This window comes from Pseudomonas sp. NY15356, assembly GCF_048068175.1.
Taxonomy (GTDB): domain Bacteria; phylum Pseudomonadota; class Gammaproteobacteria; order Pseudomonadales; family Pseudomonadaceae; genus Aquipseudomonas; species Aquipseudomonas putida_K.
This window is the reverse complement of sequence record NZ_JBLUPW010000017.1, coordinates 23,248-42,576: the sequence shown is the minus strand read 5'-3', so window position 1 is coordinate 42,576 and position 19,329 is coordinate 23,248. Positions and strand designations below refer to the sequence as shown.

General features: G+C 62.8%; 16 protein-coding genes. 5 read left to right on the top strand and 11 right to left on the bottom strand.

Translation table 11 applies throughout. From position 1 onward, the window contains the following. Positions 1-62: 62 nt before the first annotated feature. On the top strand, positions 63-2,168 hold the full coding sequence (pnp, locus tag ACNFCI_RS14940; RefSeq protein WP_084855473.1) for a polyribonucleotide nucleotidyltransferase: 2,106 nt from the start codon (positions 63-65) through the stop codon (positions 2,166-2,168). Positions 2,169-2,278: 110 nt separating this feature from the next. Then, positions 2,279-2,602 carry a transposase gene (locus ACNFCI_RS14935; RefSeq protein ID WP_368829984.1) on the top strand — a complete coding sequence of 108 codons (324 nt, stop codon included), beginning with the start codon at positions 2,279-2,281 and terminating at the stop codon, positions 2,600-2,602. On the opposite strand, the gene ACNFCI_RS14930 is transcribed toward ACNFCI_RS14935, so the two are convergent. Beyond that, positions 2,586-2,963, bottom strand: coding sequence for a hypothetical protein (locus ACNFCI_RS14930; RefSeq protein ID WP_368829988.1), 378 nt, complete (start codon positions 2,961-2,963; stop codon positions 2,586-2,588). The genes ACNFCI_RS14935 and ACNFCI_RS14930 overlap by 17 nt on opposite strands. Here ACNFCI_RS14930 and ACNFCI_RS14925 point away from each other — a divergent pair. Together ACNFCI_RS14925 and ACNFCI_RS14920 are read left to right on the top strand one after the other, a co-directional pair. Continuing rightward, positions 2,915-3,697, top strand: a complete 783-nt coding sequence (locus ACNFCI_RS14925; protein WP_368829985.1) for a transposase — start codon at positions 2,915-2,917, stop codon at positions 3,695-3,697. The genes ACNFCI_RS14930 and ACNFCI_RS14925 overlap by 49 nt on opposite strands. A 315-nt stretch (positions 3,698-4,012) precedes the next feature. Beyond that, positions 4,013-4,360 carry a BON domain-containing protein gene (locus tag ACNFCI_RS14920; protein ID WP_084855472.1) on the top strand — a complete coding sequence of 116 codons (348 nt, stop codon included), beginning with the start codon at positions 4,013-4,015 and terminating at the stop codon, positions 4,358-4,360. Positions 4,361-4,467: 107 nt separating this feature from the next. Here the strand turns inward: ACNFCI_RS14920 and ACNFCI_RS14915 are convergent, their stop codons facing one another. After that, the gene (locus ACNFCI_RS14915; RefSeq protein WP_084855471.1) at positions 4,468-4,782 is read right to left on the bottom strand and encodes a putative quinol monooxygenase; all 315 of its coding nucleotides are present in this window, start codon (positions 4,780-4,782) and stop codon (positions 4,468-4,470) included. Between the two features lie 60 nt (positions 4,783-4,842). On the opposite strand from ACNFCI_RS14915, the gene ACNFCI_RS14910 reads away from it, so the two are divergent. After that, the gene (locus tag ACNFCI_RS14910) at positions 4,843-5,256 is read left to right on the top strand and encodes a VOC family protein (RefSeq protein WP_084855470.1); all 414 of its coding nucleotides are present in this window, start codon (positions 4,843-4,845) and stop codon (positions 5,254-5,256) included. A 121-nt stretch (positions 5,257-5,377) separates the two neighbouring features. Here ACNFCI_RS14910 and ACNFCI_RS14905 read toward each other — a convergent pair whose 3' ends face one another. From ACNFCI_RS14905 to ACNFCI_RS14865, 9 genes are all read right to left on the bottom strand, one after another. Further along, entirely contained in the window at positions 5,378-8,314 is a 2,937-nt protein-coding gene (locus tag ACNFCI_RS14905) for a DUF748 domain-containing protein (RefSeq protein ID WP_368829986.1), read from the bottom strand. Between the two features lie 79 nt (positions 8,315-8,393). Continuing rightward, positions 8,394-9,263: an oxygenase MpaB family protein gene (locus ACNFCI_RS14900; protein WP_084855571.1), complete on the bottom strand. Its 870-nt coding sequence runs from the start codon at positions 9,261-9,263 to the stop codon at positions 8,394-8,396. A 30-nt stretch (positions 9,264-9,293) separates the two neighbouring features. Continuing rightward, positions 9,294-11,228, bottom strand: a complete 1,935-nt coding sequence (gene acs, locus ACNFCI_RS14895) for an acetate--CoA ligase (RefSeq protein ID WP_368829987.1) — start codon at positions 11,226-11,228, stop codon at positions 9,294-9,296. A gap of 228 nt (positions 11,229-11,456) precedes the next feature. Beyond that, entirely contained in the window at positions 11,457-13,121 is a 1,665-nt protein-coding gene (gene pgi / locus ACNFCI_RS14890; RefSeq protein WP_224457892.1) for a glucose-6-phosphate isomerase, read from the bottom strand. Between the two features lie 195 nt (positions 13,122-13,316). Beyond that, complete coding sequence (gene panC / locus ACNFCI_RS14885) at positions 13,317-14,180, bottom strand: pantoate--beta-alanine ligase (protein WP_084855466.1); 864 nt, start codon at positions 14,178-14,180, stop codon at positions 13,317-13,319. Beyond that, complete coding sequence (panB, locus tag ACNFCI_RS14880) at positions 14,177-14,977, bottom strand: 3-methyl-2-oxobutanoate hydroxymethyltransferase (protein ID WP_084855465.1); 801 nt, start codon at positions 14,975-14,977, stop codon at positions 14,177-14,179. The genes panC and panB overlap by 4 nt, the downstream gene beginning before the upstream one ends. Positions 14,978-15,228: 251 nt before the next feature. Then, on the bottom strand, positions 15,229-15,708 hold the full coding sequence (gene folK / locus ACNFCI_RS14875) for a 2-amino-4-hydroxy-6-hydroxymethyldihydropteridine diphosphokinase (protein ID WP_084855464.1): 480 nt from the start codon (positions 15,706-15,708) through the stop codon (positions 15,229-15,231). 2 nt (positions 15,709-15,710) lie between these two features. Next, positions 15,711-17,099 carry a polynucleotide adenylyltransferase PcnB gene (locus ACNFCI_RS14870; protein ID WP_084855463.1) on the bottom strand — a complete coding sequence of 463 codons (1,389 nt, stop codon included), beginning with the start codon at positions 17,097-17,099 and terminating at the stop codon, positions 15,711-15,713. A gap of 769 nt (positions 17,100-17,868) precedes the next feature. Continuing rightward, the gene (locus ACNFCI_RS14865) at positions 17,869-19,326 is read right to left on the bottom strand and encodes a sigma-54-dependent transcriptional regulator (protein WP_324814819.1); all 1,458 of its coding nucleotides are present in this window, start codon (positions 19,324-19,326) and stop codon (positions 17,869-17,871) included. Positions 19,327-19,329 lie beyond the last annotated feature (3 nt).

Below are 19,329 nucleotides of genomic sequence, written 5' to 3'. Positions count from 1 at the left end.
GTTCTGCCCAAGAATTCGCAAGAACAAGTTCCCCCCAGAGCCACTGAAAAAGGTAGGAAACCGTGAACCCGGTAATCAAGACGTTCCAGTTCGGTCAGTCGACCGTTACTCTCGAGACAGGCCGTATCGCCCGTCAGGCCACCGGTGCTGTACTGGTCACCGTCGATAACGATGTCACCGTGCTGGTGACCGTGGTCGGTGCCAAGCAGGCCGATCCAGGCAAGGGTTTCTTCCCGCTGTCTGTCCACTACCAGGAAAAGACCTACGCCGCCGGCAAGATCCCGGGTGGCTTCTTCAAGCGTGAAGGCCGTCCTTCCGAAAAGGAAACCCTGACCTCGCGCCTGATCGACCGTCCGATCCGCCCCCTGTTCCCTGAAGGGTTCATGAACGAAGTGCAGGTCGTCTGCACCGTGGTTTCCACCAGCAAGAAGACCGACCCGGACATCGCTGCGATGATCGGTACCTCGGCTGCCCTGGCCATCTCTGGTATTCCGTTCGAAGGCCCGATCGGCGCAGCACGCGTCGCCTTCCATGAAAGCACCGGCTACCTGCTGAACCCCACCTACGAGCAACTGCAAGCGTCCAGCCTGGACATGGTCGTCGCCGGTACCGAGTCCGCCGTACTGATGGTCGAGTCCGAAGCCAAGGAACTGACCGAAGACCAGATGCTGGGCGCCGTGCTGTTCGCCCACGACGAGTTCCAGGCCGTGATCCAGGCCGTCAAGGAACTGGCTGCCGAGGCCGGCAAGCCGACCTGGGACTGGCAAGCACCTGCTGCCAACACCGAGCTGCTGAATCTGGTGCGTGCCGAGTTCGGCGAGGCCATCTCTCAGGCCTATACCATCACCCTGAAGGCCGACCGCTACAACCGTCTGGGCGAGCTGCGCGACCAGGCTGTTGCCCGCCTGTCCAACGAAGAGACCGGCCCGACCGCCGGCCAGATCAAGGACATCTTCGGCGAGCTGGAATACCGCACCGTCCGCGAAAACATCGTCAACGGCAAGCCGCGTATCGATGGCCGTGACACCCGCACTGTCCGCCCGCTGAACATCGAAGTCGGTGTTCTGCCCAAGACCCATGGTTCGGCCCTGTTCACCCGTGGCGAAACCCAGGCCCTGGTCGTCGCGACCCTGGGTACTGCCCGTGATGCCCAGCTGCTGGACACCCTCGAAGGCGAGAAGAAAGACGCCTTCATGCTGCACTACAACTTCCCACCGTTCTCGGTCGGCGAGTGCGGCCGCATGGGCGGTGCCGGCCGTCGCGAAATCGGCCACGGCCGTCTGGCTCGTCGTGGCGTCCAGGCCATGCTGCCGAGCGACGACGAGTTCCCGTACACCATCCGCGTGGTGTCGGAAATCACCGAATCCAATGGCTCCAGCTCCATGGCCTCGGTGTGCGGTGCTTCCCTGGCCCTGATGGACGCAGGTGTACCGATGAAGGCGCCGGTTGCCGGTATCGCCATGGGCCTGGTCAAGGAAGGCGACAAGTTCGCGGTCCTGACCGACATCCTGGGTGACGAAGACCACCTGGGCGACATGGACTTCAAGGTTGCCGGTACCGCCAAGGGCGTCACCGCGCTGCAGATGGACATCAAGATCAACGGCATCACCGAAGAGATCATGGAAATCGCCCTGGGCCAGGCCCTGGAAGCGCGCCTGAACATCCTCGGCCAGATGAACCAGATCATCGCCCAATCGCGCAGCGAGCTGTCGGCCAACGCCCCGACCATGCTGGCCATGAAGATCGACACCGACAAGATCCGTGACGTCATCGGCAAGGGCGGCGCCACCATCCGCGCCATCTGCGAGGAAACCAAAGCTTCGATCGACATCGAAGACGACGGCTCGATCAAGATCTTCGGCGAAACCAAGGAAGCCGCTGAAGCTGCCAAGCAGCGCATCCTGGGTATCACTGCCGAGGCCGAGATCGGCAAGATCTACGTGGGCAAGGTCGAGCGTATCGTCGACTTCGGCGCCTTCGTCAACATCCTGCCGGGCAAGGACGGCCTGGTGCACATCTCCATGCTCAGCAACGAGCGCGTGGAGAAGGTCACCGACGTTCTGAAGGAAGGCCAGGAAGTCGAAGTACTGGTACTGGACGTGGACAACCGCGGCCGTATCAAGCTGTCGATCAAGGACGTGGCAGCTGCCAAGGCCTCCGGCGTCTAAACCTCGGCGACAAAAGAAAGAGCCCTTCGGCAGATTGTGTGAAAACCTAGCAATCTGCCCGGCCCTTTAAGAGAATGCTCCGTATCGAAAGATACGGAGCATTTTTCGTTATGGCCTACATACAAGGAGAGTCTCGCAGCCAGACCAGTCTGTTCCCGGTCTCGCTGGAGGAACTGATCCCGGAAGATCACCTCGTACGGGTCATCGACCTGTATGTCGCGAGGCTCGATCTGGGCCAGCTCGGCTTCGAAAAGGCCCAGCCGAAGGCCACTGGGCGCCCAGCCTACGACCCCGCCGATCAGCTCAAACTCTACCTTTATGGCTATTTTCAGCGCATCCGTTCCTCGCGGCGTCTGGAAGCCGAGTGCCAGCGCAACATCGAGGTGATGTGGCTGATCAACCGACTCAAACCTGACTTCAAAGACCATCGCTGACTTCCGAAAGAACAACAAAGTCGCTTTCGTTACGACGTGCCGGGCCTTTGTGCAGTTTTGCCGAGCTGCCGGTTTGATTGCCGGTGACCTGGTTGCCATCGACGGGAGCAAGTTTCAGGCAGTTGCTTCTTCGCGACGCCATTTGGACTTGAATCAACTCAAGCGTCAGGACGAGAAGCTGGATAAGCGGATCGCTCAATACCTGGCTGACCTGGATGCCGCTGACAAGTCTGAGGGCGAGCAAGTGGTAGATCGCGCAGCGATCAAAGCGGCCTTGGCGAAGCTTGAGGCCAAGCAGCAAGACAACCACACTTGCCAGGCCTTGATGAAATCGATGGGGCTGGAGCAGTTCAACACGCACGAAAGCGATGCCCGAATGATGCGCACGCCCAAAGGAGCGCGTGTTGCCTATACGTGCAGACCGCCGTCGACGCAGAGCACTGCCTGATTTTGCATCATGAGGTGACGCAAGAGGGTGACGACCGCAAGCAGCTTGAACCCATGGCTAAAGCGGCCAAGGCTGAGCTGGGGCAGGAAGCGCTAACCGTGACAGCTGATATGGGCTACTCGAATGGCCAGCAGTTCCAAGCGTGTGAGGAAGCCTCCATTACCGCGTACGTGCCGCCAAACCGAACCTCCAACCCAGGCGGCGAGACATTATTCGAGCGCAAGGACTTTACCTACGACGCCGAACAGGATCGGTACCAGTGCCCAGCAGGTCAGTGGCTAACGCTGAAGCAGCGTCACAAGGGTGACCGGATCTACCAGGCGGCAATCGGCGACTGTGCCGGGTGTGCGCTGAAAGCCCAATGCACGACGGCCAAGCGCCGCTATGTCTCGCGTCACGCTCAAGAGGAAGCCTTTGAGCGTATGGCGCAGCGGATGGAGCTGCATCCAGAGATGATGGAACGGCGTAGATCTATCGTGGAACACCCGTTTGGCAATCTCAAACAATGGCTATTTGGGAACGGGCGTTTCTTGCTGCGACAACTCGAAGGCACAAGAGCTGAAATGGCTCTGGCCGTGACCGCTTACAATCTCAAGCGAGCGATCGGCGTCCTGGGTGCCAAGCAAATGATGCAACTGATGGGCTGAAGAGCCTTTTTCACCACAAAAACAAACGCCCCGAACAAGTCGGGGCGTTTGGTCTAGGACCTGTCAGTGTGTTTTCACACAATCTGTCGGGGCTCTTTTTTTTGCCTCGATTTTTACTTTGCCCGCTTGCATCTTGCATGCAGGATTTTGCCCAGGGTTGCAAATTGCACGATGGCATTTGTTTGTCACCCATTGTAACTGGCTGATTTTAAAGGGGTTGCTAATCTGGGAAAGCTGGCACAGCGCGTGCAATGGTATTCACACCTGCTGCCAGGAACGACGGCGCAGGCCTTTCGAACAACAGGAGTGACTCACATGAAGAAATTCGCCATTGCTGCCGCTACTGCCACCGCCTTGACCCTGACCATGGCTAATGCGGCATTCGCCCAGCAACCCGCCCAGCCAATGACGCTGGCGGCCGGTGAAATGACCAAGGCCAAGGAAGAAACCAAAGACACTTGGATCACCACCAAAGTGAAGGCCGACCTGATGACAGAGAAAGGCATCCCTGGCAGCGACATCAAGGTCGAGACCAACAAAGGCGTGGTCTCCCTGTCTTCTGACGTAGCCATTACCCAATCGCAGAAAGAGCAGGCGATCGCCATCACCAAGAAGATCAAGGGTGTGCAGGCCGTATCCGCTGATGGCCTGAAAGCCGAATAAGGCATGTCCCGTCGGCCAAACGGAATTGGCCACCCCTTCGCACAAGGCCGCTTCTGTCTGCAGGAGCGGCCTTGTGTTGCGTCAAGAGCTGGGGGCAGCGGCTGCGCTCACTCCCCGCCCAGGCGCACCGGGTTGAAGGCGATCACATCGCTCTCGAAGCATTCCTGCTCAAGGATCAACGGCTCGACCAGCGGCCTGCTGTCGCGGAAATGGGCCGTCTGGGTATGGGCTTCGTACGCTGCGTCATCACGGTAGATCTCGTAGAGATAGATCACCTCGGGATCGACACGGTCCTGGGACACATCGAACACCAGGCAGCCCGGCTCGTTGGCCACCGAAGCGGCGGCATTGACCTTGATGGCCGAAAGAAAGGCTTCGGCGCTACCGGGTTTTACACGGGTCTTGATGAACAAACTGTACACAGGGCGATCCTTTTGTTTTAAATTCGGCTTCAAATTGTATACATAATAGGAGCCGAGTCCATGTCCGATTTACCCGTCCGTCCTGGCCGCCTGAATGGCTTGCGCCATCTGGCCCTGCTGGTCCCGAATCTGGAGGAGTGCGAGCGTTTCTACGTCGACCTGCTCGGCATGGAAGTGCTGCACCGCGCCCATGAAGACCTGGTGTACCTGACTTGCGGTAACGATAACCTGTCCCTGGGCCGTGCCGCAGGGGCGGCCAATGGGTTACAGACCATGGACCACTACGGGTTCATCGTCGATAGCGTGGAAGAACTCGATGCCTGGTACGCCTATTTCAAGGCCCATGGCGTGACCCTGCTGGACCGCCCGTTCGACCACGGCGATGGAGCGCGCAGCTTCCATGTGCTCGACCCGGCAGGTAACAAGGTGCAGCCGCTGTATCACCCGGCGGTATCCGGGCAGCGGTTGGTCTGAAGGAAAAGGACTGCCAAGAGATTCGCGGGTAAACCCGCTCCCACAGGGTTGCGCAAAATCCTGTGGGAGCGGGTTTACCCGCGAAAATGACACGCTTCTGGGCGAGAAATGCCGCTGGTCCCTACTCGGCATCCAGGTGCATTGGCGTAATGACCTGCCCATCGCTCTCGGCCTGCCCCAGGGTGGTATCGAGGAAATACACCCGATCATCCTCCAGCTGGCCCTTGTCCACCAAGTAGTCCTTGATGCTGCTGGCGCGCTCCTGGCCGAGGGTACGCAGCAGTGCTGCGCTTTCGGCCCAGGACTTGATCACCGCATCGCGCAGCTTGATGGTACGTTCCTCGCGGCCGAGCTCTTTCCATTCGGCCGGGGGCTGCTGTTTGAGGCGGTTGCGGTAGATGCCTTCGAGCATGGCTGGCTTGTCGCTGTCGTCGACCACCAGCATCGAAGCATTGGCCGGTACCTTGTCACCGCGGCGTTGGAGCATCTTGTACCAAGTGGCCTGATATTCACGCTCCAAGCGCTGTTGGGCAATCAATGGGCCGTCGCTGCTCTGGGCGCTGGTACCCTCGATTTCCAGGCGCAGTTCCGGGCGTTCCTTGAGGGCCGCTGCCAGCTTGTCCAGGGCCGACTGGGCATCGCCGCTGAGCTCGCTGGAGCCAGGCGCGAATTTTACGGTGCCAAGGTCTTCCGAGCCGCCGCCGGCGATCAGCCCACCGATGAACTTGAACGGCGCCTGTGCCGCGCGCAGCACCAGGTTGCGCAGGGTCTGCCAGACAATCGGCATGACACTGAACTGAGGGTTGTTCAGGTCGCCTGAAACCGGCAGCTCGATGGAGATCTTGCCCTCGGTATCCTTCAGAAGCGCGACCGCCAGGCGGATCGGCAGGTCTACGGCATCGGGGCTGTCCACCTTCTCGCCCAGCTGCAACTGTTCGACCACCACCTTGTTCTCGGCCTTGAGCTGGCCGTTGGTGATCAGGTAGTGCAGGTCGAGGTTGAGCCGGCCCTTGCGGATGCGGAAGCCCGCGAACTTGCCGGAGTAGGGCGTCAGGGTGGTCAGCTCGACCCGCTTGAAGCTGGTGGCGATGTCCAGGCTCGCCAGAGGATTGAACGGGTTGAGCGCCCCTTTGATGGTGACCGGGGCGTAGCGGTCGACCTTGCCCTTGACGTCCACTTTGGCCGGTGCCGGCTTGCGGTTGTCGATGGTGCCGATCTGGCCGTTGAGCTGCTGCACCGCCGTGGCGAAGTTGGGCGTGAGGGTCAGGTCGGCGAAGTTGGCCGAACCATCGTTGATGTCGATCTGCCCGATACGAATGCCCAGCGGCTTTTCATTGCTCGCACTGGCCGGTTTGGCCTGGTCGCTGCCCGGTGCGCCTGCCGGTTGGGGGATCAGCAGGTCGTCGACGTTGGTGGTGCGGTCTTCGTTGATGATGAAGCGTGCATAGGGCTGCAGCAGGCTCACCTTGTCGATCGACAGGGCGTCGCCATGAACGTAGGACAGGCCGCTCAGGTCCAGTTGCTGCCATTTGACGAAGTCCCGGTCCTTGATGGTGTCCAGGGTATGCAGCTGGCTGACCTGGGCCTTGCCGCCAACGGTGAAGGCCAACGGTTCGATGCTCTTGAGGTCGACCTTGAGGTCGCTGGCAAGCATGCCGCTGCGCAGTTCCAGGCGGATATACGGGCTGATGTAGGCCTGGGCCACGCGCAGGTCGATGTCGCGGGTGCTGACGTCGAGCTTGGCCGTGACCGGGGCCAGGTTGACCTGGCCTGCCGCCTGCAGCTTGCCTTGTTTGCCCACGCCGGTGTCCAGCTTGAGCGTAAATGGCGACTGGTTGAGGCTGTCGAAATTCTGCAGGTCCAGGTTGAGCGGGCCGACATCCAGCGCAACCGGCGCCTTCTGGCTGCGGTCGGCCAGGTGGACCTGGTAGTTGCGCAGTTGTACATCCTTGAGCAGCACCTGCCAGGGTTTGCTCGGCGCCTTGGCGGCCTTTTCCGTGTCGCTCGGTTCGGCGGCGGCGGGCTCGGCCTTTTCCTTCGGGGTGGCCTTGGCCGGCTGGCTGGCGAACAGCTTCTGCCAGTCGAGCTGGCCATCCTGTTCCAAGGCGGCCCAGGTCTCCAGCTTTTCGCTGCGGACCTTGCCTACGATTACCTGCTGCCTGGCCAGGTCGATGGACGTCTCGCTGACATCCAGGCTGGCCAGGCGCGCCAGTTGGCGGCCATCAGGGGCCTTGATGGCGAACGGTGCGATGCGCAGCGAGGTCTTGTCCAGCAGCAGCTCGGTTTCCTTGGCGAGGTTGAGCTTGTAGTGGGTATCGAGGCTCACCACGCCATCCTCCAGCACCAGCGGGACGGCATCGCGTACGTAGGGCCAGAAGGACTTCATTCGGCCTTCGGTGACCTTGAGGGTGCCTTCGGAGGCGATGGGGGCCAGGCTCAGGGTACCGTTCCAGTCGATGCGCCCGCCGTTGGGGCCGTTGGCCACCAAGGTCATGTCGGCGTTGTCGTCGGGCAAGGTGCTGAGGTTCTTCAGCTCCAGGTTCATGGAGTCGTAGAGGAACTCGATGGGCTCGCTGGGGCGCAGGTCTTGGAAATGCAGGTAGCCTTCGCTGAGCTTGATGCTGCCGATACGCAGCGGGAAGGGATCGCTGGGCGGCTCGTCAGGCTTGGGCTCGCTGGCCGGGAGCTTGAACAGCTGGGTCAGGTTGAGGCTGCCGTCCTTGGCGAACAGCACTTCGTTGCGTGGCTTGTCCAGCTCCACGGCATCCAGGTGCAGGGCCTTGGTCCACAGGCTGTCCAGCGAGAGGTTGGCGTACAGGCGTTCGAAGCCGACCTGTTCCTTGCCGGGCTCGCCGATCTGCAGGCCCCAGAGCGTCAGCTCCAGGCTGAAGGGGTTGAATTCGATGCGCTGCAAGTGCGCCGGCACCGTGGCGTATTGCGCCAGTTGCTGGTTGGCGATACGCAGGCCGACACCGGGGAGAATGAGAAAGCCAAGCAGGCTGTAAGAGGCAACGATGGCCAGCAAGGCGCCGAGGGCGCGAGTCAATCCTTTGGGCATGTAAGGCGTCATCTGTCTGAAGCGAGGTGCCTTGGAGTATGGCACGTTAAAGCGGTTCCGACGAAGCGACCAAAATACCTTACTCGATACCCATGCGGCGCCGCGCGCGATGCGCGGACCCGTCGCGCATGGCCCAGCGCAGCACGGGCGCGGTGCCTTTGATGCCCAGGCGGATCAGGCGCTGCTGCAACGGGCCTTGGTGCAGGCCAAGCAGGCTGCGGCCCCAGTCGGGCAGCAGGTCGATGCCGGCGTGGAGCATCAGCTTGCCCACCGGCTCGGCCATGCGGCTGGGGGCGGGGGCGTCGAGCAGGATCTTCACCACTTCATGGCTGCGTGCATCGCACTGGAGCTGCGGGCGCATGCGCTGCAGGTAGTGCTCGACCTGCTGGCAGGAGCGTGGCACCTCCCGGGCACCGAGGCGTTCGGCGATGAGAGCGATCTCGTCGTAGTAGGCATCCTGGTCGGCGCGTGGCAGGTTGGGGTTGCGGTAGCGCAGGTGGGCGGCGAGGAAGCTGCTGACTTCGGCGACATGCACCCAGGTCAGCAGGTCCGGGTCGCTGGCCGCATAAGGGCGGCCATCGGGCGCGGTGCCGACCACCTGCAGGTGAATGGTGCGGACCTTGTCGATCAGCCATTGGGCGTCGCGGGTCGAGCCGAAGGTGGTGCCGGAAATGAACTGGCTGGTGCGGCGCAGGCGGCCGAGCAGGTCGTGACGGAAGTTGGAGTGATCCCACACCCCGGCCAGCGCCAGGGGGTGCAGCAATTGCAGCATCAGGGCACTGATGCCGCCAACCAGCATGCTGGGGAAGTCGCCGTGCACCTGCCAACTGACGCTCTGCGGGCCGAACAGCCCTGGGTCACCCTTGGGCGACTCCAGGTCGAGCTGGCCGAGGGCCAGCCCGGTGAGGCTCATGACCTGGGTTTCGATACGGCGACGTAGGGCTTCCATGGCGGTCCTGCAGGCCGCCATGGCGGCCATTTACTGGTTGAGGCGTTTGTCGATCAGCCCCTGGACCACGCCTGGGTCGGCCAGGGTCGATGTGTCGCCCAGGTTGTCCAGCTCGTTGCAGGCGATCTTGCGCAGTATACGCCGCATGATCTTGCCCGAGCGGGTCTTGGGCAGGGCCGGGGCCCACTGGATCAGTTCCGGCTTGGCGAAACTGCCGATCTCCTTGCTGACCAGGGCGAGCAGCTCGGCCTTGAGCGCGTCGTCCGGGGTAACACCGTTCATGGGCGTGATGAAGGCGTAAATGCCTTGGCCCTTGAGGTCGTGAGGGTACCCCACCACGGCGGCCTCGGCGATGCTGTCGTGCAGCACCAATGCGCTTTCCACCTCGGCTGTGCCGATGCGGTGGCCGGAGACATTGATCACATCGTCCACGCGTCCGGTGATCCAGTAGTCACCGTCTGCATCGCGACGGGCGCCGTCACCTGTGAAGTAGTAGCCGGGCATGGGTTTGAAATAGGTATCGACCATGCGCTGGTGATCGCCATAGACGCTGCGGATCTGCCCAGGCCAGCTGGCCTTTATTGCCAGCAGGCCGGCACCTGGCCCATCGATCAGCTTGCCTTTCTCGTCCAGCAGCACCGGCTGCACGCCGAACATCGGCTGGGTGGCACAGCCTGGCTTGAGGTGCGTATTGCCGGGCAACGGGGTGAGCATGATGCCGCCGGTCTCGGTCTGCCACCAGGTATCGACAATGGGGCAGCGCTTCTGCCCGACTGCTTCGAAGTACCACTCCCAGGCTTCCGGGTTGATCGGCTCGCCCACGCTGCCCAGCAGGCGCAGGCTTTGTCGCGACGTGCCCTGCAGCGGCGCCTCGCCTTCGCGCATCAGGGCGCGCAAGGCCGTGGGGGCGGTATAGAAAATATTCACCTGATGCTTGTCCACCACCTGCCAGAAGCGCGAGCTGTCCGGGTGGTTGGGCACGCCTTCGAACATCAGCGAGATCGCGCCGTTGGCCAGAGGGCCGTAGACGATATAGCTGTGTCCGGTGACCCAGCCGACATCGGCAGTGCACCAGAACACCTCGCCGTCACGATAATCGAACACCACCTCGAAGGTGAGGGCGGCCTGCAGCAGGTAGCCGGCGGTGGTGTGCAGCACGCCCTTGGGCTTGCCGGTGCTGCCGGAGGTATAGAGGATGAACAGCGGGTCTTCCGCGTCCATGGGCTCGGGTGCGCAGTCGTCACCGGCCTGTTCCGTCGCGTCGTGGTACCACAGATCGCGACCTTCGCTCCAGGCGACGTCGGCCCGGGTGCGGCGTACCACCAGCACGCTGGTCACATTGGGGCAGCTTGCCAGGGCCTTGTCGACGTTCTGCTTCAGCGGGATGCGTTTGCCGCCGCGCACGCCCTCGTCGGCGGTGATCACCGTGCGGCAGTCGGCATCGAGGATGCGGTCACGCAGGGCATCGGGCGAAAAGCCGCCGAACACCACCGAATGAATGGCGCCGATGCGTGCGCAGGCGAGCATGGCATAGGCCGCCTCAGGGATCATGGGCATGTAGATGCACACCCGGTCGCCTTTCTTCACGCCCCGGGCCTTGAGGGTATTGGCCAGCCGGCAGACCTGGCGGTGCAGTTCGCGGTAACTGATCGCCTTGGCGTCCTTGGGATCGTCACCTTCCCAGAGCAGCGCGGTCTGGTCGCCTCGGGTGGCCAGGTGGCGGTCGATGCAGTTGTAGCTGACGTTGAGCTGGCCACCGTCGAACCAGCGCGCCGCGCCGGTACTCAGGTCGCATTGCTGCACCTGGCGCCAGGGCTTGATCCAGTCCAGGCGTTTGGCCTGCTCGGCCCAGAAACTGTCGGGGTCTTCGACCGACTGACGGTAGAGGCGGCGGTACTCGTCGGGGGAAAGGCGTGCGGACTGGCTGACGGCCAGGGCCTGGGGGTAGTCGCGGATATCGAACATGGCGGGTGGTCCTGCTCTTGTCGGGCGATGGACTGCACGACATCCCGATACGCAAGGCAATGACATGATCGCCGGCAGGATGAGGTGCAACGGCTATTCGATTGGACAGTGTAGCCCGCGAAGGTGTTCCGGGGAGCAGTAGCCCAATCGCCGGCAAGCCGGCTCCCACGGGTGCGAGTCTGCACGGGGCGGGTGGGAGCCGGCTTGCCGGCGATTGGGCCTGTTGGTTCAGCCGCGGTGGCGGCCGCGGAAGTAGTTGATCAGGCCCTGGGTGGAGCCATCCTCGGCGCTGTCTTCCAGGCTGCCGACCAGGCGCTGGTATACACCCTTGCCCAGCTCCTTGCCCAATTCCACGCCCCACTGGTCGAAGGCATTGATACCCCAGACGACGCTCTGCACGAACACCTTGTGTTCGTACATGGCCACCAGCGCCCCGAGACGACGTGGGCTGATGCGCTCGACCACCAGGGTGTTGCTCGGGCGGTTGCCCGGGATCACCTTGTGCGGTGCGAGCTTCTCGATGTCCGCTTCGTTCAGGCCCTTGGCCCGCAACTCGGCTTCGGCTTCCGCGCGGGTCTTGCCGAGCATCAGCGCCTGGCTCTGGGACAGGCAGTTGGCATACAGCCATTGATGATGGTCGGCCACCGGGTTGAAGCTCACCACCGGCACGATGAAGTCGGCGGGAATCAGCTGGGTGCCCTGGTGCAGCAACTGGTGGTAGGCGTGCTGGCCGTTGCAGCCGACACCGCCCCAGATCACCGGGCCGGTTTCGGTCTTCACCGGGGTGCCGTCCTGCAACACGCTCTTGCCGTTGGACTCCATGTCCAATTGCTGCAAATGCTTGGTGATGTTGCGCAGGTAGTGGTCGTACGGCAGGATCGCGTGGCTCTGGGCGCCCCAGAAGTTGCCGTACCATACGCCCAGCAAGGCCAGCAGCACCGGCATGTTCTTCTCGAACGGGGTGTTCTGGAAGTGCTGGTCCATGGTGTAGGCACCGGACAGCAGTTCCTTGAAGTTGGCGGTGCCGATGGCCAGGGCGATCGGCAGGCCGATGGCCGACCACAGCGAGTAGCGCCCACCCACCCAGTCCCACATAGGGAAGATGTTCTCTTCGCGGATACCGAAGGCCACGGCAGCGGTCTTGTTGCTCGATACGGCGATGAAGTGGCGGTAGAGCTCGGCCTCGGAGCCGCCCTGGGCCAGGTACCAGGTGCGTGCGGCAGTGGCGTTCTTCAGGGTTTCGAGGGTGTTGAACGACTTCGACGAGACGATGAACAAGGTGGTCTCGGCGCGCAGCTTGGCCGACAGCTCGTGGAATTCGCTGCCGTCGATGTTCGCCAGGTAATGGCAGCGCACGCCGCGCTGGGCGTAGGGCAGCAGCGCCTCGGAGACCAGCTCCGGGCCCAGGAACGAGCCGCCGATGCCGATGTTCACCACGTCGGTGATCGGCTTTTCGCTGTAGCCGCGCCACAGGCCGTCGTGGATGCGGCCCACCAGCTCGGTGATCTGGTTGAGCACCTTGTGCACTTCGGGCATCACGTTGACGCCATTGACGCTGAGCTTGTCGCCTACCGGGCGGCGCAGGGCGGTGTGCAATACCGGGCGACCTTCGGAGGCGTTGATGATTTCGCCGCTGAACATCGCTTTGATCGCGTCCGCCAGGCCCACTTCATTGGCCAGGTTCACCAGCAGGTCACGGGTCTGCTCGGTGATCAAGTTCTTCGAGTAGTCGAGGAACAGGCCGCAACTGCTGAGGGAAAACTGGTCGAAGCGCTTGGGGTCGGCTGCGAAGGCTTCGCGCATGCTGAAACCTTGCATGGCGTCGCGGTGTTGCTGGAGCGCCTGCCAGGCGGGCAGCGCCGTCACATCGTGGGGAGTACGGTAATACGCCATTGCGGATGCTTTCCTTGGTGCGTGGTCTGGCCTTGGACATCAGGCCGTGGCTGCCAGTTGCAGGCCGGCCATCATTATAGGCATTGGTGGCGCGGGGGGAATGGGGGGGGCGCCGTGCGCCCCTTTACGGGGCACGATCTCTTAATGTGGGCGCGGGCCCAATCGCGGGGCAAGCCCGCTCCCACATGTCGGGCGTTATGCGGTTTTTTCGTCCAGATGCACGTACAGGTTGTCGATCAATCGCGTCGTGCCCATGTACGCGGCGGCCAGCACCACCACATCACGGTCGTCGACCATTGCCGGGCGCAAAGTCAGGGCATGGCGCACTTCCAGGTAGTCCGGGCGGAACCCGGCAGCCACCAGTTGAGCCTGGCCATCGGCGATCAACGCGGGAAAATCACGCTGGCCCCTGCGGATGGCCTCGGCCATGGCGCTCAAGGTGCGGTACAGCGCAGGCGCGGCGGCACGTTGCTCTGGGCTCAGGTAACCGTTGCGCGACGACAGTGCCAGGCCGTCTTCGGCACGCACGGTAGGCTCGCCGATGATCTGGATCGGCATGTTCAGGTCACGCACCATTGCGCGGATCACCGCCAGTTGCTGATAGTCCTTCTCGCCGAACACGGCGAGGTCCGGCTGGACCATGTTGAACAACTTGCTGACCACCGTGGCCACGCCTTCGAAGTGGCCGGGCCGGCTGGCGCCGCACAGGCCTTCGGACAGTTGCGGCACGCTGACACGGGTCTGTACTGCCATGCCGTCGGGGTACATCTCCTCCACGCCCGGGGCGAATAGCAGGTGGCAGCCGGCCTGGAGCAGGCGCTCCTGGTCGGCTGCCAGGGTACGCGGGTACTTGTCCAGGTCTTCGCCGGCGCCAAACTGCAGCGGGTTGACGAAGATGCTGGCGACCACGAAGTCGGCGCGTTGGGCCGCCTTGGTTACCAAGGCTGCATGTCCGCTGTGCAGGTTGCCCATGGTCGGCACGAAGCCGATCCGCTTGCCTTCGCCGCGGGCGCGCGCCACGGCGGCGCGCAGTTCTCGGACGGTCTTGACTGTATTCATGCGCTGAACCCGTGTTCGCTGCCTGGGAAGCTGACGTCCTTGACCGCCGCGACATAGGCGGCAAGGGCGCTGTGGATGTCCGGCTGGCCGGTCATGAAGTTCTTCACGAACTTCGGCACGCGGCCGCTCAGGGAAAGGCCGAGCATGTCGTGCAGTACCAGCACCTGCCCGTCGGTGGCGCTGCCGGCGCCGATGCCGATGACCGGAATGCTCACGGCCTGGGTGATTTCCGCCGCCAGCTCGCTGGGTACGCATTCGAGCAGGAGCATGGCCGCGCCGGCTTGTTCCAGGGCGATGGCGTCGGCGCGCATCTGCCGCGCCTGGGCTTCCTGGCGGCCCTGAACCTTGTAACCGCCCAGGACATTGACCGACTGTGGCGTCAGGCCCATGTGCGCGCACACAGGCACGCCGCGTTCGGCCAGCAGGCGGATGGTTTCGGCCAGCCAGGCGGCACCCTCGAGCTTGATCATGTGGGCGCCGGCTTGCATCAGGGTGGCGCAGTTGGCGAAGGCCTGTTCGGGTGTAGCGTGGGCCATGAAGGGCAGGTCGGCGAGGATCAGCGCCCCGCTGTTGCCGCGCTTCACACAGGCGGTGTGGTAGGCCATCTCGGCGGTCGTCACCGGCAGGGTGCTGTCATGGCCCTGCAGGACCATGCCCAGGGAGTCACCCACCAACAGTATTTCCACGCCGGCCTCGCTGGCGGCCTTGGCGAAGGTCGCGTCGTAGCAGGTCAGCATGGCGATTTTCTCACCCTTGGCCTTGAGGCCGTGCAGAGTGGTCAGGGTTACTTCAGGCATGTAGGAAATCCTCGTTCAGGCGCTGTGAAAAACGACTGCGTACAACGCGTGTAATCATCTTTCGGAGCGGCACATCATCGCGCGTGATGTTTGGGCACAGGTCCGTCCGAGCCTAAATCGGTCAATGAGGCGGCACTTTGGTGCCACGGGACGCCTATAGTCGTGAGCGAGGGGGGGGAAGTCAATCACCCTGTTACCGCATTGTTACGATCAGGGTGTTACTGGCGTTACCGATGGCCGGAACGCCCGATTTACAGGCGTTCCAGGCCCACGAAGGGGCAGGCTTCGAGCAGTTGCGCCAAGCTGCGGCCGTCGGCAAGGCGAAAGTCGGCGGGCACCAGTTCGGCCAACGGGTAGAGCACGAACGGACGGGCTTGCATGTGATAGTGCGGCACTTTCAGGCGCGGCACGTCGATCACTTCTTCGCCGAACAACAGGATATCCAGGTCGAGGGTGCGCGGGCCCCAGCGCTCCTTGCGTACCCGGCCCTGGTCGTTCTCGATGCCTTGCAGGGCATCGAGCAGGTCCAGCGGCGCGAGGCCGGTGTCGAGGGCCGCTACCGCGTTGGTGTAGCGCGGCTGGCCGGGCAGCAGCGAGTCGCTGGTGTACAGCGCCGAGGCCGCGGCCAGGCGGGTGTCAGCGATCTGGTCCAGAGCCTGCAGGGCGCTGCGCAGTTGGTCGGCGGGGGCATCGAGGTTGCTGCCCAGGCCGATATAGGCGCGCACCGTCATGCTCAGTCCCAGGCCTCGTCATTACTGCGCTTGCGTTTGCTGCCACTGCGCTTGCGCTTGCGTGGGGCGGCACCGGAGGCGTCGTCGCGGCTGCCCAGCTCACGGATCATTTCGCGCCGCTCGCTGTCGTTGGCGTCCTGGTAGTCGGTCCACCATTGGCCCAGCTCATCGGTTTCCTCGCCGGCGCTTTCGCGCAACAGCAGGAAGTCGTAGCCGGCGCGGAAGCGCGGGTTGTCGAGCATCACGTCGGCACGCTTGCCGCTGCGGCGTGGCAGGCGTTCCTGCATGTCCCAGATTTCGCGGATCGGCAGGGTGAAGCGCTTGGGAATGGCGATGCGCTGGCATTGCTCGGCGATCAGGTCGTGGGCTGCGCCGTTCATGGCCGGAATCGGCGGTACTCCCTGGCTTTGCAGGTACAGGACGCGACCGGGCAGTGCCGGCCAGAGCAGGGCGGCGAACAGAAACGCCGGCGTGACCGGCTTGCCCTGCTTGACGCGCAGGTCCGTGTTGGCCAGGGCCTGGCTGATCAGGGTATGGGTGTAGGTCGGGCGTTCTTCCAGCGCGTGGGCGCTGGCTGGGAACAGTGGGTCGAACAGTTGCAGGTCGACCAGCATTTCGAAGGTGATAGCGCCCTGGCCAGAGAGGAACAGCTTGAGGCTTTCCTCGAACAGGCGCGCGGGCGGGATTTCGCGCAGCAGCGGTGCCAGTTCGCGAATCGGCTGCACGGTGTGCTTCTCGATGCCGAAGTCGAGCTTGGCGGCGAAACGCACGGCCCGCAGCATGCGCACAGGGTCTTCCTGATAGCGCTGGGTCGGGTCGCCGATCAGGCGCAGCAGACGGTTGCGAATGTCATGCACGCCATTGGCGTAGTCGAGGACGCGCTCGCTGACCGGGTCGTAGTACAGGGCATTGATGGTGAAGTCACGACGCTGTGCGTCGTCCTCCAGCGTGCCGTATACGTTGTCGCGCAGGATGCGCCCGCTGGCGTTGTGCGACGAACGGTGGCTGTCGCCTTGGTCTTCTTCGGAATGGTGGGCACGGAAGGTCGCGACTTCGATGATCTCGCGGCCGAAGTGCACATGGACCAGCTTGAAGCGCCGGCCGATGATCCGGGCATTGCGGAACTCGGCGCGCACTTGTTCGGGGGTGGCGCTGGTGGCGACATCGAAGTCCTTGGGGGTGATACCCAAAAGCAGGTCGCGCACGCAGCCACCGACCAGATAGGCCTGGTAGCCGGCGCCCTGCAGGCGCTCGACGATGCTCACCGCGTGGCGGCTGAACTGGCTGCGCTGCAGCGAGTGCTGGCTTTTGTTGATCACTTCAGGCGTGGTGCGCCTGTGGTGTTGGCCACGAAGGGGAGGGCGGAACGACTGGAACAGCTTCTTCAGCATGGGATGCACTGTTTGAAGGAATGTTCGGCCAAGAATAGGAGAATGGCCGCATGATGGGCGGGGATTCTAGCATTTACTCTGGGAATGGTGTAGGCGGTACGCCCGGGTGTCGCTGCGGGGGGTAGAAACGACATGGGGAGCCGAAGCTCCCCAGGAAAGTCGTTGCGTGCTCTTATTGTTTTTCTGCCGGGCTTCTTGTTTTTGTTGAATGCCCTGCCCACAAATCTCGAAGCTTGTGGACGACCCCCAACCCGGGGGTGAAGAGCAAACGGATTGCTTTGGTCGCTGATGTTATGCTGATCGATCGATCCAACCAGTTCAGGCGCTGCTTTTTAGTGCAGTTTTTATTGTTCTCTGCCTGGTTGTGGGGCAAGCCCCAAACACAACTCCTCTCCAAAAGAATCAGTTAGCTGCGCCTCCGCCGTCTTGTTTTTATTGTGCGTGAGCCGTTTCGTCTTGTTCTTATTCTGGATTGCAGTGCTTGTTATTGTTCTTGTACCAAAGATATAGCAGGTGCCGTGCCAACTTTTCAAAAGCCAGCAAAATCAGGGGTTTGAGAGGTGTGTGCAGCGTCTGGAAGGCTGGAAATGTGGAAATTTCGTTACCGTACGCCTCGGTGGATGTTACGGCTGGGCAGGTTGGGTAACAGATTTCGGCGCAGTGAGGGTGCCCTTGCCTATGCCATTGCGATAGCAGGGCCGTCCCGCGATTGCGGTATCGAGAACGAGCAGAGAAAGAGGCGGGAAGCTGTGTTCCCGCCCAGGAAGGATCAGTTATCGCTGGTGGCGTTGCTCTTGCGCCGTGGAATGCCCAGGCGCTGGCGGCGCTCCCACAGGCATTTGCGGCTTACGCCGAGCTTGCGGGCCAGTTCGGTCTCGGTCATATGGTCCTGGTGCTCGAGGACGAAGTGCTGGAAGTAGTCCTCCAGGGAGAGGTCCTCGGTCGGCTCATGGCTCGCGTTGTTGGCGCTGGCGCCCGAAGCGGCTGGCGCGATATCGAAGGCTTCTTCATCTTCCAGGCCGCTCAGCTCGATGTCGATGCCCAGCAGATCTGCGGAAATTTCCGAGCTCTCGCTGAGAATCACCGCGCGCTCCACGGCGTTTTCCAGCTCGCGCACGTTACCCGGCCAACTGTAATGGCGGATGGCTTGCTCTGCTTCGGTGGAGAAGTGCAGGTCGTCACGACCGATACGGGCGCTCTGCCGGGCCAGAAAGGCGTCGGCGATTTCATTGACGTCGCTGCCGCGTTCGCGCAGGGCCGGAAGCTTCAGCGCAATGACATGCAGGCGGTAATAAAGGTCTTCGCGGAACTGGCCGGCCTTGGCCAGGTTCTTCAGGTCCCGGTGGGTCGCGGCGATCAAGCGCACGTCGACCTTCTGCGATTGCACCGAGCCGACCCGGCGGATCTCGCCCTCCTGCAGCACGCGCAGCAGGCGGGCCTGGGCTTCTAGCGGCAATTCGCCGATTTCATCGAGGAACAGGGTGCCGCCGTCGGCCGCTTCGACAAGGCCCGCACGGCCAGCGCTGGCGCCGGTGAAGGCGCCCTTTTCGTGGCCGAACAGTTCCGACTCGATCAGGGTTTCCGGAATGGCCGCGCAGTTCACCGAGATCATCGGTGCCTTGGCCCGACGCGACAGGTTGTGCAGGGCTCGGGCGACCAGCTCCTTGCCGGTACCGGACTCACCCTGGATCAGCACATTGGAGTCGGTGGGCGCGACTTTGCGGATTTTGCTGAACATATCCTGCATGGGCGGGCACGAGCCGATGATGCCGATCTCGCCGGTTGCGGGTGCAGGACTGCCCTTGTCGGAGACGACGGGCTTGCCGTTGGCCCGCGGCTCGGTGCCGCCGACGGCCGCGGCAGGTGCCGGGGCGTTTTGCCGGTCGCGCAGGATGCGCGCCACGGCCTGGAGCATCTCGTCATGGTCGAAAGGCTTGGCGATGTAGTCCACCGCGCCCATCTTCATGGAGTCGACCGCCGAACGCAGGCTGGCGTAGCTGGTCATGATCAGCACCGGCGTGCCCTGGCCGAGCTTGATCAGCTCGGTGCCCGGGGCGCCGGGCAGGCGCAAGTCGCTGACGATCAGGTCGAAGGTGGCAATGCTGAAGCGTTCCTGGGCTTCCTGCACCGAGCCGGCTTCGCTGACCTGGTACTGGTTCCGCTCGAGCAGTCGACGCAAGGCCGAGCGGATGATGGTTTCGTCTTCGACGATCAGAATGTGCGGCATTGA

What these genes read in the sequence shown, in the direction of transcription:
- ACNFCI_RS14935 (WP_368829984.1), top strand. Translation starts at nt 2,279, where the DNA reads ATGGCCTACATACAAGGAGAGTCTCGCAGCCAGACCAGTCTGTTCCCG.
- ACNFCI_RS14920 (WP_084855472.1), top strand. Translation starts at nt 4,013, where the DNA reads ATGAAGAAATTCGCCATTGCTGCCGCTACTGCCACCGCCTTGACCCTG.
- ACNFCI_RS14910 (WP_084855470.1), top strand. Translation starts at nt 4,843, where the DNA reads ATGTCCGATTTACCCGTCCGTCCTGGCCGCCTGAATGGCTTGCGCCAT.
- ACNFCI_RS14905 (WP_368829986.1), bottom strand. Translation starts at nt 8,314, where the DNA reads ATGCCCAAAGGATTGACTCGCGCCCTCGGCGCCTTGCTGGCCATCGTT.
- ACNFCI_RS14900 (WP_084855571.1), bottom strand. Translation starts at nt 9,263, where the DNA reads ATGGAAGCCCTACGTCGCCGTATCGAAACCCAGGTCATGAGCCTCACC.
- acs (WP_368829987.1), bottom strand. Translation starts at nt 11,228, where the DNA reads ATGTTCGATATCCGCGACTACCCCCAGGCCCTGGCCGTCAGCCAGTCC.
- pgi (WP_224457892.1), bottom strand. Translation starts at nt 13,121, where the DNA reads ATGGCGTATTACCGTACTCCCCACGATGTGACGGCGCTGCCCGCCTGG.
- panC (WP_084855466.1), bottom strand. Translation starts at nt 14,180, where the DNA reads ATGAATACAGTCAAGACCGTCCGAGAACTGCGCGCCGCCGTGGCGCGC.
- panB (WP_084855465.1), bottom strand. Translation starts at nt 14,977, where the DNA reads ATGCCTGAAGTAACCCTGACCACTCTGCACGGCCTCAAGGCCAAGGGT.
- folK (WP_084855464.1), bottom strand. Translation starts at nt 15,708, where the DNA reads ATGACGGTGCGCGCCTATATCGGCCTGGGCAGCAACCTCGATGCCCCC.
- ACNFCI_RS14870 (WP_084855463.1), bottom strand. Translation starts at nt 17,099, where the DNA reads ATGCTGAAGAAGCTGTTCCAGTCGTTCCGCCCTCCCCTTCGTGGCCAA.
- ACNFCI_RS14865 (WP_324814819.1), bottom strand. Translation starts at nt 19,326, where the DNA reads ATGCCGCACATTCTGATCGTCGAAGACGAAACCATCATCCGCTCGGCC.